Annotated in this window: 12 protein-coding genes and 1 pseudogene; 7 read left to right on the forward strand and 6 right to left on the reverse strand. The window is 40.5% G+C overall.

Annotated features, from left to right (window positions below; genetic code table 11):
• Positions 1-18: 18 nt before the first annotated feature.
• The 3 genes from ACQY1X_RS09650 to ACQY1X_RS09660 form a co-directional block, all read right to left on the reverse strand.
• The gene (locus tag ACQY1X_RS09650) at positions 19-792 is read right to left on the reverse strand and encodes a PEP-CTERM sorting domain-containing protein (protein ID WP_430014471.1); all 774 of its coding nucleotides are present in this window, start codon (positions 790-792) and stop codon (positions 19-21) included.
• Positions 793-1,265: 473 nt separating this feature from the next.
• Complete coding sequence (locus ACQY1X_RS09655) at positions 1,266-2,675, reverse strand: IS4-like element ISMae7 family transposase (RefSeq protein WP_430014713.1); 1,410 nt, start codon at positions 2,673-2,675, stop codon at positions 1,266-1,268.
• A 177-nt stretch (positions 2,676-2,852) separates the two neighbouring features.
• A complete protein-coding gene (locus ACQY1X_RS09660; protein WP_002740293.1) occupies positions 2,853-4,070 on the reverse strand; it encodes a CCA tRNA nucleotidyltransferase in 1,218 nt (405 codons plus the stop codon).
• Positions 4,071-4,164: 94 nt separating this feature from the next.
• Here ACQY1X_RS09660 and ACQY1X_RS09665 point away from each other — a divergent pair, with 94 nt between their 5' ends.
• From ACQY1X_RS09665 to ACQY1X_RS09675, 3 genes are all read left to right on the forward strand, one after another.
• Positions 4,165-4,413, forward strand: coding sequence for a Ycf34 family protein (locus ACQY1X_RS09665; RefSeq protein WP_002739872.1), 249 nt, complete (start codon positions 4,165-4,167; stop codon positions 4,411-4,413).
• 110 nt (positions 4,414-4,523) lie between these two features.
• Positions 4,524-4,781, forward strand: a complete 258-nt coding sequence (locus ACQY1X_RS09670; RefSeq protein WP_008207408.1) for a hypothetical protein — start codon at positions 4,524-4,526, stop codon at positions 4,779-4,781.
• Entirely contained in the window at positions 4,771-5,175 is a 405-nt protein-coding gene (locus ACQY1X_RS09675) for a type II toxin-antitoxin system VapC family toxin (protein ID WP_008207411.1), read from the forward strand. The genes ACQY1X_RS09670 and ACQY1X_RS09675 overlap by 11 nt, the downstream gene beginning before the upstream one ends.
• A 19-nt stretch (positions 5,176-5,194) precedes the next feature.
• Here the strand turns inward: ACQY1X_RS09675 and ACQY1X_RS09680 are convergent, their stop codons facing one another.
• The 3 genes from ACQY1X_RS09680 to ACQY1X_RS09690 all read right to left on the reverse strand — a co-directional run bounded on the left by ACQY1X_RS09680 (position 5,195) and on the right by ACQY1X_RS09690 (position 12,007).
• The gene (locus tag ACQY1X_RS09680; protein WP_430015634.1) at positions 5,195-7,894 is read right to left on the reverse strand and encodes a DNA methyltransferase; all 2,700 of its coding nucleotides are present in this window, start codon (positions 7,892-7,894) and stop codon (positions 5,195-5,197) included.
• A gap of 206 nt (positions 7,895-8,100) precedes the next feature.
• A complete protein-coding gene (locus tag ACQY1X_RS09685) occupies positions 8,101-9,558 on the reverse strand; it encodes a DASH family cryptochrome (RefSeq protein ID WP_002779180.1) in 1,458 nt (485 codons plus the stop codon).
• A 136-nt stretch (positions 9,559-9,694) separates the two neighbouring features.
• Positions 9,695-12,007 carry a GumC family protein gene (locus ACQY1X_RS09690; protein WP_287637236.1) on the reverse strand — a complete coding sequence of 771 codons (2,313 nt, stop codon included), beginning with the start codon at positions 12,005-12,007 and terminating at the stop codon, positions 9,695-9,697.
• Between the two features lie 672 nt (positions 12,008-12,679).
• On the opposite strand from ACQY1X_RS09690, the pseudogene ACQY1X_RS09695 reads away from it, so the two are divergent.
• The 4 genes and pseudogenes from ACQY1X_RS09695 (at position 12,680) to ACQY1X_RS09710 (ending at position 16,298) form a co-directional block, all read left to right on the forward strand.
• A pseudogene (locus tag ACQY1X_RS09695) lies at positions 12,680-13,450 on the forward strand (Uma2 family endonuclease).
• 144 nt (positions 13,451-13,594) lie between these two features.
• Positions 13,595-13,873, forward strand: a complete 279-nt coding sequence (locus ACQY1X_RS09700; protein WP_430015635.1) for a hypothetical protein — start codon at positions 13,595-13,597, stop codon at positions 13,871-13,873.
• A 137-nt stretch (positions 13,874-14,010) separates the two neighbouring features.
• Positions 14,011-14,730 (forward strand): FkbM family methyltransferase, encoded by a 720-nt coding sequence (locus ACQY1X_RS09705; RefSeq protein ID WP_259679000.1) that lies wholly within the window; start codon positions 14,011-14,013, stop codon positions 14,728-14,730.
• Positions 14,731-14,762: 32 nt separating this feature from the next.
• Entirely contained in the window at positions 14,763-16,298 is a 1,536-nt protein-coding gene (locus ACQY1X_RS09710) for an oligosaccharide flippase family protein (protein ID WP_430015636.1), read from the forward strand.
• The last annotated feature ends 20 nt before the right edge of the window (positions 16,299-16,318 follow it).

The following is a 16,318-nucleotide window of genomic DNA, read 5'->3' on the forward strand; positions in this document are numbered from 1 at the left end:
GCTAGATTTGCCAGTTTTTTATTTTAATTTGCGCTTCCAGGCTGCACCCGCACCTAAAGCACCAATGGCGAGTAAACCCAAGAGTGAAGAAGGTTCGGGAACAGGAGTAGCTAGAGGAGTAAAATCAATACTGACATTATCGACTCCTTGATTAAAAAAAAACTGGTTGTCAACTTCCGCAAATCGGAGAATGTAGCTCCCGCCTGCTCCTACCAAGCTGGTAATGTCAAAACTATAAGAAGTATAAGGGTTAGGATTGGAAGCAAAGGGATCGTTTCCCAAATAGAAATTACCGACGATATCCGCAGGATTGGTTGAGAAGGGGTTGGCCCCAGCAACTAGGATATCCACCCGTGCGTGTTGGTTGGGATCACTGGTGTAGTCTAGTCCAGATGGATTGACGATAGGTCCAAGTCCACTCCAATCATTGACGAACATATCGTAAGACAAAATTACCGATGAGGCAGCTCCAGGAACGATAAAAGTCTGGGTTAGCGCATAGGCTCCCGGACCGTCTTGGTCAGACACTGCATAGAAAGAGCCACTGGCTGGACCAACAGTTGCTTGACCATTGAAAGGCGTGGAGCCGTCAGCATCATCAATAAAGAAACCATTCGTCGAGCTACTCCCAGGTTGTATTGAGACATTCCAACCCGTAAAACCTGTTTCAAAGCCGCCGTTGGTAATCAATTCAGCGGCATGGGCGGTTCCCGTAGTCAGTATCCCCAAAGTTACAAAGACAGTACCGGCTGCTACTCTGGAGCAATTTTTAAGCACAGTCGAAGTTTTCATACTCAGAAAATTTCCTCAAAACAAATAAACAAACAAACAAATGTTCTGACTGACCTTTAAAGGAGAAAATCTCGAATTAAGCGACATTGGCAAGGGAGAAAAATTGGTTTTTTCAAAATTGCCAATCACTAAATTTTAAGTTAGTTCCTCAATGACAAGACAGAGCAACAACGGGATTTTACCCCCCCCCCGATTTTGTCAAGTGTAAACCAACACAAATTTACAAAAATTTATAATTATTGTTACTCTTGAGAGTAGGGTAGTAAATCTCAATTTGGTCGAAATATCTATATTACAGGGCGCACGCAGTTCGATAAACTCACTGACCACAGTGCGCTCCTACCATTGGCGCAATAATATTATTGTAGGGGCGAATTGCATTCGCCCTCTTTGATCCCCCCTTAATCCCTATCCATTAGTCACATCTTTCTTAACATAAAATTTGACAAAAAGAGAAAAGTGTGCAAGATGGCTCAAGGGGGTTCTATGGGGGGACTAATTTGATGAGATAGTTTCCAAGTCTGGCTGATATCATGTAACCTTCGCAGTCCCAACCAAATAGTTTTAACACCTGGTTCACCGTCACCTTTTCTACCTAAAAACCCCCCAAGAGAAGCAATCATTCTGACCGCTTCTCGAAAGGAGGGCGGCTTTTCAGGTGGCGGACTCTTTTTATGAATAGTGGCACACAAAGATTGCCATTCATGTTCTTCCAAAAAACTTTCACAACTCTCCTCTCCGTGTAAGCGTGCTTGATAGGTTAACCAGAGTAATCTCCAAGCTACAATTGAATAGGTAGCTAAGGCCATCTCAATTCTACGACCCGTTTCTAATTGCAGTTTTTCTAATCCACAACCACTTTTTAAAACAAAATGATAGCGTTCTATCAACCAGCGATAACTGTACCAGCGCACACAGGTTATCGCTGATTCAAAGCTACTAATGTCTAGGCTAGTTAAGAGGAGCCAACTGATAGGATTAACTCCAGGACGCGGATTTTCTTCTTCAGCTAAAATTACCTGTAATTTGACCGGTTGACGAGGGTTCGCTTTCGAGTGATGCTTAGGTACTTGTATTTCAAAACTGGCAAATCTAACTGTTAGTTTAGCTAGTCTAGCCTCGTGATTAGGATTGCGTTTTACTTGCACATCTAGGCTACCACAGGCTTTTATTTCTCTGATGGATTGATGTAAATATTTAGGTTCTGGATGCCCTGACTTTTGCTTGTCTTCGAGATAGTTAACTTTTCGGTTATGAGTTCCTCGGATTAATAAATGAGAGTTAGGACTTCTTGATTGGGCAAATAAATCAAATATGTCTGCCTCACAATCTCCGATTGTTACTACTTGAATATCTTCGGGTATTTGTTGTTGTGTTTCTGATACAGACTCTAACCATCTTTGACTTTCTTTTTCTTCGGTTTCTCTTTTTTTTCTTTGCTTGGCAATCCCTAAATTCTTTTCTTCTCTTGCCCAGACATATTGATTGATCAGTCCTAAAGGTATTCCTTGCGCTGACACTCCTAAGGTGGTATGAACTTTGAGACCAAAGGATTTTTTATAATCTAGATAACCCATTCCTTTTTTGGCTTTTTGCGTCGTAAAGTCTAAACTTGTTGTGTCTTGCACTGCCAAAACTATTGGATGTTCTTTGATTCTTTCTACTGTACTTTTGGCTTGGGCGGCAATTATATCTGAGGGGTGAAAATAGGGGGAATTCCAAAAGTCGTAGGTGGCACTCGCTGCGGCTAGATTTCCCGAAGCTTGTGGCACACTTGTACTAGGTTGGCTGGCCAAGTTTTCTACGATACTGATTAACCTTTTCTTTCTTCTGGTGTCCCCTAGGTCTGCATACTGTAATTCTTGGGCTGCCCATTTCTCCATTTTTTTGCTTACCTCCACCTTAATTCCTTCTTTCAAAACTATACCTATCAATCGTTTCCCCTTTTTTTAAGTTTCTTCTCTTTTTGTTAAGAAAGATCCGACTAATGGATAGCTTGATAAGGGGGGCAGGGGGGATCGAACCTAAAATCCATTTTTAATTTAATTATAACCAACCACTTATAATAACTTTTTAGCAAAATCGATCGCCTCCTGAAAAACTGTAACTTGGCCCTCAATTTGGGCAATTTGTACCTCGGTTAATAACTTACCGATAATCGGACTAGGTTTCAGGTGTAAATGGTTAATTAAATCATCGCCCCTTAATAAAGGTCGGGGATGGGCGATAATATTATCGGGATCGAGATAGGAAGTCAACAGAGAAGCGACGATATTTTTGTTAATCCCCATTGATAAAGCAAAAAGGGCAAAGACAGGAAATACTTTTCCCGTATTTAGATAAATAAAATACTGTTCCCGCAGACTTAAATTATCTGCCTCCTTGAGAGGAGGTAAACACTTAATCACCGTGATTACCGTGCGAATTTCCCCCCTGGAATACTTGAGATCGATTAACTCTTTTTCCGCTTCTGCTAAAATATCCGATACCAATAGGGCCAATTTTGTCAACTGTAACTGAGAAGGGGAAAAGATAAAGTTTTCCGGTAACAAAGATTCTAAAAATCCCGCTGCCGCTTCCACCCCCATAACTCGCTCCATTTTTGCGGGGGTAATCCGACGCAACCAGAGAGATAATAAGCCATCTTCCCAGGCACTTTTTAGCCATTTATTGCCACGGGAATTGAGCAAAAGGTAATTCAACTCGGATTGTACCCTTTCGGCGGCTACACGGTGCAATAAAGGGGCAAGAGAACGAATAGTTGCACGGGTATGGGGTTCGATCTCAAAGTCCAATTGAGCCGCTTGTCGATAGGCCCTTAATAATCTTAGGGGATCATCCTGAAGATTTTCGGGGGAAATCATCCGCAGGGATTGGCAGCCTAAATCTTTTAATCCCCCTAAAGGATCGAAAATTTCTTGGGTGTGGAGATTATAAGCGAGAGCATTAACGGTGAAATCCCGTCTTTTTAGGTCTATTTCTAGAGATTCTCCCTCCTGTTGTGCGAAATCAAGAGTACCCTGCGGAAAAACGACGCGAGCAATTTGACGAACCGCATCTAAAACCACAAAACCGGCCTTATACTGATGGGCAATAGTTTGAGCAATTTCGATCGCTTTTTCGGGAACCACAAAATCTAGGTCAATATAGTCTTTCTGACGGTTTAATAAAGCGTCTCGCACAGCACCACCGACTAAATAAGCATTTTCTGGCAATTCTTGCCGATTAATCGCAAAAACTTCTTTAACTAAACTATCTAGGTTTTTTTGACAAGACATCGAGAAGATAAATTTACAAAAATATAATTTTGACCGGCCCTATTTGGGGAGAGACTGAGCTAGATTAACGGAAAAGACCTATAGAGTTAAACCTATGTGTATTTGTATTAACTGCTATTTTGTTGATCGCTGTCTCACCTATCATGCCGTAGAAATACAACATCAGGAACGTCATCTCACCGAGACACCGGACTTTGAAGCGAAGAACCCTTCTATTAACGTTAACATTCGCACCAAAGAAGATTATATCGAAATGGAGTGGGATGTGGTGGGTTGTGAAAGCTTTTTACGCGAAACCGGTAAATGGTCTAGTTTGCGGCCAGGTGAACCAATTCCCACCTAAAACACCTGAACTACCCATACATATATACTACAAGAGCCGAAAGTTAATCCACAAATATGTCTTGGACAGCCAACGATTCGAGGAATGCGTAATTTAAGAGCGAGGTATTTATGGATAAAGAAGAAGAACTACTTGAACAATGGCGAGAATTGACCCCGGAAAAGCAACAAAAAGTTTGGCAATTTGTTCAAATACTTAAATCTGAGTCACAAACAACACCAGAAGCTAAATTTATTCCCCAAACACCATTAAGCAAAAAGTTATGGGAAATCCGACATCGGGCGATCGCATCTGGATTGCAACTGCTCAATGAAGACGAAATAGAACAAGAACTTGCTGCACGTCGAGGAGGGTGCAGTGAGTCATAGGAAAGCCTACATAGACTCTGGCGTACTGATTACTGCTTTCCAAGGCATCCAATCAGCCAGTATCAAAGCCTATCAAATTCTCAACGATGAAAATCGGGAGTTTGCCTCCAGTCGATTTGTTCAGTTAGAAGTATTGCCTAAAGCAACTTTTAACAAGCAACAAGAAGAAATAGAATTTTACGAAACATTTTTTCTGGCTGTTAATTACTGGGCAACTGACTTAGAAAAAATTATACAGAATGCTCATGAAATTGCTGGCACTTACGGTTTAGCGGCGATGGATGCACTTCATGTTGCTGCTGCGCTGCAAATTCAAGCTGATGAACTAATCACCACCGAAAAGCCAACCAAACCAATGCACCGAGTCAGGGAAATTCAGATTGTTTCAATCTAATGTAAGGGGTTAGAGTAATCTAAGAGTAAGGAGACCAGGGACCGATGACGGTTTCTCCTCGCTTCTCTTTTTCTGCTAATTCCAGATTTAAGGTTAATAGTTTCTCTAAGATGTCGTCGTCAGCTTGGAAGTGATAGGCCTCCATCACTAGCTTGTCTAATTTCTGATGGAGTTGATACAGTTGGCTACTGGGTTCGTTAAAGAATTGGTTATATAGTTTGGTGATTCCCCATTGTTTTTTCTCCATCTGTTGGCTGCGGTATTCGTGTAATTCCCCGGCGGTTTGACGGATTTTTTCGACAAGTTCCCGTGAAGGTGTCTGGGGAAAGGGGAAGGTTTCAAAACAGGTGTTAGGAGTGTAGCGAGTTCTGTCTTCAAGAGTTGAACTTTGGGCTTTTACCCAGAGGCGATGAATGTTAGATGTTAGGATACCGAGAATATAGAAATCATCAGAAGCAACGACATGAATCGAATTATTAGGTAGCCAATCTAAAGAAGTAGGAACAAAAATAAACCATTTTGAGTGTGCGGGAATACTAAAGTAACAAGCTAAAGGTTCAATTGCTGTTCTCATTGCTGGTCTTTTTTCACCATATTTCCACCAGTTTAGTTTAGTAACTTCTCGTCTATTTTGCTCTCTTTCCAGCTTAACAGTTAATTTAATATGCTCAAAAGGTAATTTATATTCACTAGCATCTTCTAAACTCATATTATTGAAATCAATAATCCAGCGGCTAGGTTTTCCATGAGGATTGTCAGTTAAATCACCAGCAGAGGATGATAATTTTAAAACCTCTTTATTCTTAAGATCATTTTCGATCCATTTTTCCGCTTGCTCACTCTTAATATAAAATCCCTTACCAACTGGTATCACTCCTTGAAAACTAATATTTTTGTTGGCTAATAGTCTAACTGCTTTGGAAATATCTACTGTCGTCGTCAAAGAAGAATTAATCTGAGAAACTTGATGATTATCTAAATAATAACTTACTGGTTCAATTTTACTCCAATTAACAATACTAACATGAACATTAGCTTCACCAGACCAAGGCTGAGTAGAAATCGCCTCATGAATGTGTCCACCATTGTGAGTAATATAATCCAACGCTGCTACACGACTTTTCCCTTGACTAATAGAATTAGTTCCGACTAAACCCGCTCTTCCTTTCTCATCTAATTGATTATGTGCTAGACGAAACCAATAGGAACAAAAATCAACCGAGTCTTTAACCTCAGAAAACCTCGCAAACACTTTATTAACATAATCATCACTGAGATTTAATCTCATGTGTTTACCTCCCAAAAATGGAGGATTACCGATAATTGCGTCTGCTTTTTGCCAATCCGTAAACAAAGCATCAGCACAAATAATATTACTATCCAAAGTATCCAAAGGTAAAGAAGCTTCCGTCAAATTAAACTTATCAATCGCCACCTTTCTGGCAATCATTAAAGTCACCCGCGCCAACTCTACAGCAAAAGGATTAATATCCATACCATAAAACTGTTTAGGCGTAACAAAACTAATCTGTAACTGGTCACTAGCAGAACGACGACGGTTAGCAATCTTTTCAATTAATAACTGTTCAATGCGCTTTAATTCTTGATAGGCAACATAGAGAAAATTACCCGAACCGCAAGCCGGATCTAATACCTTATACTGCTGTAATTCTAACTGAAGTGTATTTAACTCGCCAATCGTCCCAGCTTGCTCAATTTTCTCCTCCCAGTAACGGCTAATAGTTGGGCGAACAATTTTCATAATATCCGCTTCTGAGGTAAAGTGCATTCCGTAGGTGTGGCGTTCTTCAGCATTAGCTGTCCCCTCAAAAATATTACCAAAAATTGCCGGACGGATCTTACTCCAATCCTGACGCGCCGCCAGATCCAGAAACCTTAATTCTTCATTAGTTAATTGAATTGGATGAATTATACTAAACAGTCCCCCATTAAAATAATCCACTCCCTGATATTTACCAACGGGGGTAATTCCGGGTTGGTTCATCTGTTGAAATAATCCCCCCAAGACATCATAGGAATTGCCCCCATTTAGACATTCTTGTACACAAGAAATAAATAAATCTCTCGGTAACAATCCTCGATCCTCAGCAAACATTGCCAATACACACTGCAAAATAAATCGCTGGGCCGTCAACTCATCAAAACCGCTTTTATGACCGCGTTTTTTTAACAGTTGAAACAACTCACCCATCCGCCGCGCTGCCGTTTCTGTAATCTCGACTTGATTATTCTGAAAGATAGGGGTACGATTCCCTACTTCCATAAAATTGAAGGCACTGACCCGATTTTTCAAATCGTTGAGATTTACTCGATCTACCGGTTCATCTATTTGAAGATCAAAATCAAAAATCCAGAACTGATCAAAATTACATAATAAGACATAGCGAGGGCGATTAGGAACCAATCGACTCCAGTATTCAAAAGCTTGGGGATAGTGCTTACTTAAATCTTCTCCTCGCTTTTTCATTTCAATTAAAACACGAGGTTTCCAAACTAAATCAGCAAATCCTGTTTTACCTTTCTTGCTACCTTTAGTAATCGCCTCCTCATAGGTTGCACCCGCTTCTAACGCACCTTTATGACCAAAAGCTCGAAAGAAACGGTCTAGGAAAATCTGAGCTTCTTTCCTTTCTTTGCCAGTAATGTGCTGTTGACAAAAATCAATAAATTCCTGTAAGCTTTCAAGAGTAGTAGTCATCTTTTGCCTTTCTATTGGAGTAGGGTGGGCGTTGTGGTGCGATCACTATCTTACACGATAAAATAAAGGAACTGAGTTGAAATCGAAGTCAAGCCTATGCCAATTCGAGGCGTTGTTGAATCAAGGTATAAATGGCAATTGTCCATCGTATCCAAAAGTTATTTTGGGTCTAGGTTTTAAAAATCCCACAAGAGAAGATTCATATCTCAAATCAGCAACGACTTGGCGAGATAAATTTTTTCGTTGTGTTTAATTGATTGAAAAAAATCGACAATAGGACGAGGATAATTAACCCCTAAAATCACCCCATAACGCTTTTGTTCCTCCAGAGATAATTTATAAGGTTCGTGAATTTTATCGCCTTTTATTAGGGCTAATTCGGGCAACCAGTGACGTAAATAATCACCTTTGGGATCATAATCTTTCGACTGTTTCGGGATATTAAAATAACGAAATCCTCGTGCGTCATTACCGACACCAGCAGTGTAATTCCAATTACCCCAATTACTACAGACATCGTAATCAACTAATAATGACTCGAACCATTCTGCTCCCATACGCCAATCAATACCGAGATTTTTAGTCAGAAAACTAGCGACATTTTGCCGTCCACGATTTGACATAAATCCTGTAGCAGCTAACTCTCTCATATTAGCATCTACAAGGGGATAACCAGTTTTTCCCTCACACCAAAGATTAAATCTTTGCCAATCTTCTAGCCAGGGTAAATTAAGTTCTTGCAAACCAGATTTATAAAAGATTTTATTCCCGTGTTTACTGCAAATAAATCGAAAAAAATCTCGCCATAATAATTCAAAAATTAGCCAATAAGTAGAGTCATTTTTTACTCTTGTTTGCTCATATTTTTGTACTTCTTCATAAATATAACGGGGGGAAAGACAGCCAAAACTTAACCAAGCTGAGAATTTTGAGGAATAATTAGTCCCTAACATTTCATTGCGGGTTTCCTTATAGGTTTTTAAGGAATCACTATCCCAAATATATTCTTTAACCCGTGATTTTCCTGCTATTTCACCCCCTTGAAATGATAAAACACCTCCCTGGTCTAGAATTAGTTCTGTTAAGCCTAAATCCTTTAAAATAGGAAGATTTCCCCAATCTATTTTAGGTAATTTTGTCAACTTTTTCGGACTGGGATAAGTTGTTCTTATTTCCCAATGACGTTCTACTTGTTTACGAAAATTAGTAAATAATTCTGGCAGTTGATTAAGGGTAAAAGGTAAATCATCAGGATGATATAAAGTGGCTGTCCAAAAAGTTTTTATCTGCACAGGAATTATAGATAAAGCCTTATTTACAGCCTTTTCTACCGCTAATTCCTCTGCTGTAACCTCTTGATGATAATAAACCCTGGCTATCTGCAATTCTTGAACTAATTGCGGGATAATTTCTTCTGGTTTTCCCCGTCGGATAATTAAATTACTGCCTAAACCTTCCAGAGATTGTCGTAAATTTGCTACGCTTTCTAATAAAAATTTAGCCCGGAACTTGCCAGTTTTGGGAAACCCGTAGGAAGTAAAACCAAATTGACGCTCATCAAAACAATAGAAAGGAATTATCTCTAATTGTTCTTGAATGGCTCGATAAATTGCCTCGTGATCGTGAACTCGCAGATCATTCCGATACCAGATTAAAACCCGCATTTAACATCAATTAAAAGTTGATAACCGATCAATAAGTAGTTAGGTGTTAAAAACCATCAGATACCCCCCTTATTCAGGGGGGATTAAGGGGGGATCGAAACCCCCCTTATTAAGGGGGGATCTATCTTTAATTTAATTATCTTTTCCCGTAGTAATGGCCATAGTAACGATAATTATGGTTTTTCCGACCAACATTATTAGCCACTAAACCTAACACGGAAATATGGGATAATCTCAGATCTTCGAGCAGATTTTTCAGGGCAAAGCGATCGGTTTTGCCCAGTTTGGTGACGAGAACCAGTCCGGTGGCCATGGCGGCGAGAATTTTGGCATCGGCAAAAGCGGCGATCGGTGGTAGATCATAGATAATTAGATCGAAGGCTTGCTCTTGCTGTAAACGCGAGATCATCTCCTGCATTCTCTGGGAAGAAAGCAAGCGGGTTGGATCTGGGGGAATTTCACCGGCGGTAAGAATCGATAAATTCTCGTAACGGGGTAGAGGTTGAATTGCCTCATTCCAATCGAGACCCTCGGCGAGGACATTACTAAGGCCGTGGTCGTTATCGAGATTAAGTCGATGGTGAACCTGGGGTCGTCGCAGGTCAGCATCCACCAGTAAGACTCTTTGTCCCATACGAGCGGCGGCCTTAGCGATATTTATTGACATGGTGGTTTTACCATCTCCCGGTGATACAGAACTAACCACGAGGGACTTGCGGTGGGAATCGGCATCGAGGAGGCGAATATTGGTGTTGAGAGTGCGGAAAGCTTCCGAGAAGGGGGAGAAATTATAGTAGGAGGGGTTTTCGTCGGCCGATTTCCCAGTCGTATTAGGGATAGTCATTTTGCGATCACCGACTGTTAACTGGGGTAGGGCGGCGGTGATCACTTTTTCGATGGTGCCAAGGTCTTTTTGCCAGGGAATTGCGCCCAAAAGGGGTAGTTTGGTATCTTCTTTTAGTTCATCTGCACTATGATGAACGGGGTCTAATCTTTCAGCTAAAAAGGCCGCCCCCAGTCCTAATAAAAGGCCACCGATAACCCCTAAAGCCAGATTTCGCACAGGTTTAGGAGAAACGAACTTTTCCCCTACTTCTGGTGGGGAAATTAGTTGCCAAGGCACCACTTGTTGTGCCACCTTGAGTTGAAGTTTTTGTTGTTCCTCCAGAAAACGGTCGAGACTGGTGGTGGCGATTTCCAACTCTCGCTGCAAATCCGTATAACGACGGGCTAAAACCGCCAGATTTTTGACCGAGGCTTTCTGTTGTTCGAGGGCCCGGGCAAGGGATTCTACCTTAATTTCTAGGGTTTTGCGACTGTTAGCGGCTTCCACCAATTGTTGGGTTAATTGTACCCGCAAAGCGCTCTGTGACACCAAAGCTGGGGAGTCACCCACTGTCTGGGGCAGTTTTTCTCCTAGGGTTCTCTGGGCTTCGTTTTGCAGTAGGGGCAGTAAATTAGCCCGTTTTTCCTCTAGGGTGGCGATTATCGGGCTATCCTTGGCAAAAACTGCCGATTGTTTGGCCAATTCCACTTCTACTTCCTGCAGCTGCTTGAGCAAATCTTGATAACCGGGAGATTCACTGAGATAAGTAGCGATAATTGCTTGATTAGGGTCTAATCCCACCTGTTGCTGTAAAGCCTGATAGCGAGAGTTAATTTCGTTAAGGGCAACTTGGGCACCCCGATAATCTTGTTCAGTAGTGGTTAACTGTTGTGATAAACGAGTTGCCTCTTTATCGGGATCGAGGAAATTGTATTGCTGCCGGAATTGCTGCATTTGTTTTTGTAGAGTATTAACTCGTTCCTGCAGCACGGGCAATTGAGCGTTAACAAAATCTAACCCTTGATTAATTTCGGTCTTCCGTTCCTGAGAACTATAGTTTAGGTAATGACGGGCTAAATTATCTAAAACCAGCTTAATTTTTTCCGGTTCCTCATCTTGATAGGAAATTTCTAAAACTTTCGTCTCTTTTTGTCGACTAATTTTGAGATCAGATTGGCCAGTTTTACTAATTAAATCACTGTAGGTAAAGTCGGGATATTGAGGAGTTATTTTACTAAAGATGGGGTTAAGGAGTTGCGGACTGGTTAAAACAGCGATTTGGGTATCATAATCGATGTCTTCACCACCTAACTGAGGTAGGATATCTTGGGCTGCCAGTCTGGAAGAACTTTTATTTTCCTCGATGGGTTGACCGATGAGCAGCAAGAATTTACCTTGATAGATAGGGGTTTTTGAGAAAGTATAAGCAGTGATCGCAGCCGTCACCCCTAGGGTGATGCCAACGATTAACCACCAGCGATGCTTGATGACGTAAAGGAATTGACGCAGGTTGAGTTCCTCTCCTTCCTGCGTGACGGAGGGGATAAAAGCTGGTTGGTCAAAAACTGGCAGATTTGCTTGACTTTGGGTTTTTAAAGCCCCATTTTGTTGGTTGTTCATCATTATCAAATAGTCAAGGGATAACTCTATTAAACCGCATCTAGTACGCCAGTATAGCTTAAGAATAATTTGGGAATTTGTCCAAACATGGTATCTATTTAAAATAGCCCCCAACCCTTATAGAGTAAGGAATATGACATCTAAAGCTGAAATTGACTTCGGGACACTTTTAAAGGACATAAACCGCAACCAGCTAGAGAACTGGAATCTCACTGGCAGGCCATTAACCCCTAAAAGTATTGCTATGCAAAGATCATAGCCGAAAAAGGCAAACTACGGGGTTCCCCGTGGACGCGGTTTAAAAGATTTTGCGGTAGCAATCTGGTTCGATTAGTCACCGCTTCATCATAACACCATGCTACAATGACAACTCTAGTTTTTCCGGTAATTACCAAATTAAGGTGCGTTTACCCTACCTAGCCAATGCCACTGGCCGCTTGACATACCCCCCCTGAACGGTTACAAATTATGTACTATTCTGCCAATCGCAATAAGCTGTACTGAATTTAAACTGCGTATTGAAAATTTTAGTACAAATGCTCAAACTGCTTCTCCCTGCCCCGCAGCTCCGGTACTCCCCTGCAATCTTAACGAGTAATTTAGATAGTCAAGAGCTTACTCATTTGCTCTTATAACAAGCTAAACCGCCATAACCACCATCACAGAAGAGCCTAAATGACAATCCCATTAGCACCTCGCATCTCCGATACTTTACCCCCCATTACCTGGGAGAAATTGCCAGCGGATTTTGTCCTCCCTGATGAACCAGTGGAAAGCACCCGACAACCCCTCCTCGCGGCGGCTTGGCGAGAATCTTTAGAATTAGCCAGTTTAATTGTGGAAGCGAGTCTTATTGCTGCTAATTTTGGCATTTGCGCCACCGTTGGCCCTAAGACAGTAGTAAAAGCTCCCGATTGGGTTTATGTACCCGCAGTAGCACCTATCCGAGAAGGAGAAATTCGCCGCAGCTACACGCCCCATGCAGAAGGGGAAGTGCCAGCAATTGTCATGGAATTCATCTCAGAAACGGAGGGAGGGGAGTATTCTATCAATCCCCACTATCCCTATGGCAAGTGGTATTTCTACGAGCGAATCTTACAAGTACCTTTCTATAGCGTTTTTCAACCACAAAGCGGAGAATTAGAAGTTTATCGCTTAGTATCAGGGAAGTATGAGTTACAAAAAGCGGATGAGGATCATCGTTACTGGCGGGCAGAAATCGGTTTATTTCTAGGAGTATGACAGGGGAAAAAAGCAGCAGTAACGGCTCATTGGTTGCGCTGGTGGGATCAATCAGGTAATTTGCTATTGTGGGGTAGTGAACGGATTGAACAAACCGAACAACGAGCCGAACAAGCTGAACGGCGGGCTGAGGGAGAAAAAGCTAGGGCAGACAGCTTGGCGGCGCGGCTAAGGGCGATGGGAATTGACCTGGAGGCTCAATGAAGAATCTATACAGCTTTACAATTTAGCTGATTGTGTGCTATGGTAGCAACTGTTATGCGTCGAGAGGAAATATATTGGGAAATTGCTGGAGATTGCGTCGATAATCAATTGTAACCAGTTATTAACAAATGAGAAAAGCCAGCCATGACCAGAAGCTCATCCGAACACTCCAGATGGACAGATGAGATGCTAGATAAATTGGCAGACTCAGTTTCGGAATTGACGGGATCGGTTGCAGACCTTAGAGATTCGATGGACGGGGTACGGCTAACGGCAAACGCTCTACTCCAAATTGCCGCACAACAACAGCGTAATATGGATGAAGTGAGGCAAAGACAGGAAGAGTCAGACAAGCGTTTTGAAGTTTTACTCTCAGAAGTCCGCCATCTGATTGGGCAAATTAAACCAGAAAATCAATCATAAGCTTGATCAAACCAGCGGCGATTGCGTCTCGACAATTTAACCTAACCTTTTGTGAAACTAATTTACAAAATAATTGATAGACTATCATGGAGCAAAAATTATTGTTGGCTAAATTGTTAAAAGGTCTCTCGAGTAGGATGTTTCGGCTATCGAAAAGAATCGAATATTTTGGATGTGAATCAAGTATATTCAGATATATAGATTGTTTTGAGACCATAGATATACTGCTTAAATTCATTCAACCAAAGTGTCTCTGTGATATAGGGGCAAATGCTGGTAACTGGACCTATGTTTTAAGTCAAATGAGTCCCACTTTAGAACACGTGGTTTTTTTTGAACCCCAATCTCAGTATCAAGAAAAATTGCAATCTTTATCTTTACCCGGAGTTAGCAAAGTTATTTACCATTGTGGATTAGGTGAAAGGGAAGATAAGTTATTAATTAAAGGAGGAACTTCTTCAGCATCTTTTCTTGATCCTGAAAAACAAAATAAGTATTTTCCTAATAGTATTTCGCAAAACCAGCAAGATCAAGAGGAAGTAGAAATTAGAATTTTAGATGCAATATATGCCAGTGATGATCTACCAATCCCTGATGTAATTAAACTAGATGTTCAAGGTTTTGAGCTTGAGGTTTTAAAGGGGAGTATAAATTTATTAAAAAAATCTAAATACTTAGTGATTGAATTATCATTTCGTCAGTTTTATCGAGATCAACCCTATTTATGGGAAATCATCAAACTACTAGAAGAGAATAAATATATTATGGTTGGCAAGGGATTTGAATGGCGATACCATGACAATCGTTCAGAAATACTGCAAATGGATGCTATATTTAAGAACACTGATGTTATGTAATTAGAGCGGTATCAAAAAGGAGTTTACTTAAGTTGAGCGATCTACTTGCCAAAGCTGTTAATAATTCTAAGTGGACTGCCATTGGTTCTGTCATGACAGCTATTCTAGGATTCCTTTTTGCCGGGTTAACGATTCGCTGGTTGGGAGAAGCGGAAGCTGGATTTGCCATTGCTATTGCGACTATTGTTGGCATTAACAACACCTTTAGCGGTTTGGGACTGGGTGCGGCTGCAACCCGGTTGATTAGTCGCGCTTATGAAGAAAATAATTTGGGAGAAATTCAGAAAATAGCAGGAGTTTGTTTTACAACTTCTCTGGCTTTTGGATTGTTTGGGTTTTGTATTTTTGCTTTCGGTTCTGCTTGGATTGTTCAGTGGAGTAAATATGAAGGAAATGCTTCTATAGGACGTTGGTACTGTATATTATTAGGATTGGCGTTTTTGTTACAACAAATCACTGGTTATTTTAAGATATTTCTCGCTTCTCTTCAAAGATTTGACTGGCAGACTAAAATTAATACTACTTTTATGTTAGCCAATGGTATTTTGGGAATAACTTTTTTGAAAGCCTTTCCTAATATTTTAACATTAGGCATAATTAGTTTAGCTCTATCTATTCTGAGTTGTTTATGTACGGGGTTTATAGTTACTAAAATTCTGGGATTTTTGACACGCCCTTCCTGGGATCAAGCAATGTTTATTGAGCTTTGGTCTTTTGGGAAATGGGTTTACATGACTCAGATAAAAGTTATATTTTTTGATGGTGTTGATAAAATATTTTTAACTTCTGTATTTGGCAGTTCTTCTTTACCTTTTTACACCTTTGCTCAAAGAATTTATATAACAGTTCACCAAATGTTAGTTGGACAGTCTTCTTATCTATTTCCCATGCTCTCGGCTCAAGGAGATAAATTAGAAGTGGTAGCAGAACAAATAGAAGACCGCTTGCGCTGGTTTATTGGGTTAATTGCTGGTTTTGTCTATTCAGGACTGATTATTGCAGGTCCGGCCTTATTGACTATTATAGTCAATGCTGGATTTTCTAGCAAAGCTAGTTTTCAGTTGTTTATTTTTTGTTGGGTAGGCTATATTCATGCACAAGCTATAGTTCCATTCTTTTTTAATTTAAGTAAAGGAAATGCAAAACAAAACTGGATTTATGTTATTATCACTGATATAGGCTATTTTCCCTTTTTCGTTTTCTTCTCACTAAATTTTGGTTTTAAATATGCAGTTATCGGACAATTAATGATGATTGTAGGAGTCATTTACTTGTTGCGCCATGATCATAATAATATGAAGTGGTTGACTTTCAGCAAATGGACAATCCAACCCTTAATATCATCTATTATTTTAATGATTGTAGCTACTTTTATTCACCTTGTAACCAATTCAATCAAAGCTACATTGATCACACAATTTACCTCTTTAATGGTCTTTTATTTTTCTGGAATATTATTTGTTTATTATCTGGAAAATAGATGTTTTGGTAGTACGGGTAGAGCAAAAACTTTAAATAGAGCTATCTTGCTTTTTTGTGGTAAGCTGAATCTGTCAAAAGAGCGTTAGTCAACCAATGTTAAACTGAT

The organism is Microcystis protocystis FBCC-A270, from assembly GCF_050500235.1.
In the GTDB taxonomy this organism is placed as follows: Bacteria; Cyanobacteriota; Cyanobacteriia; order Cyanobacteriales; family Microcystaceae; genus Microcystis; species Microcystis ichthyoblabe_A.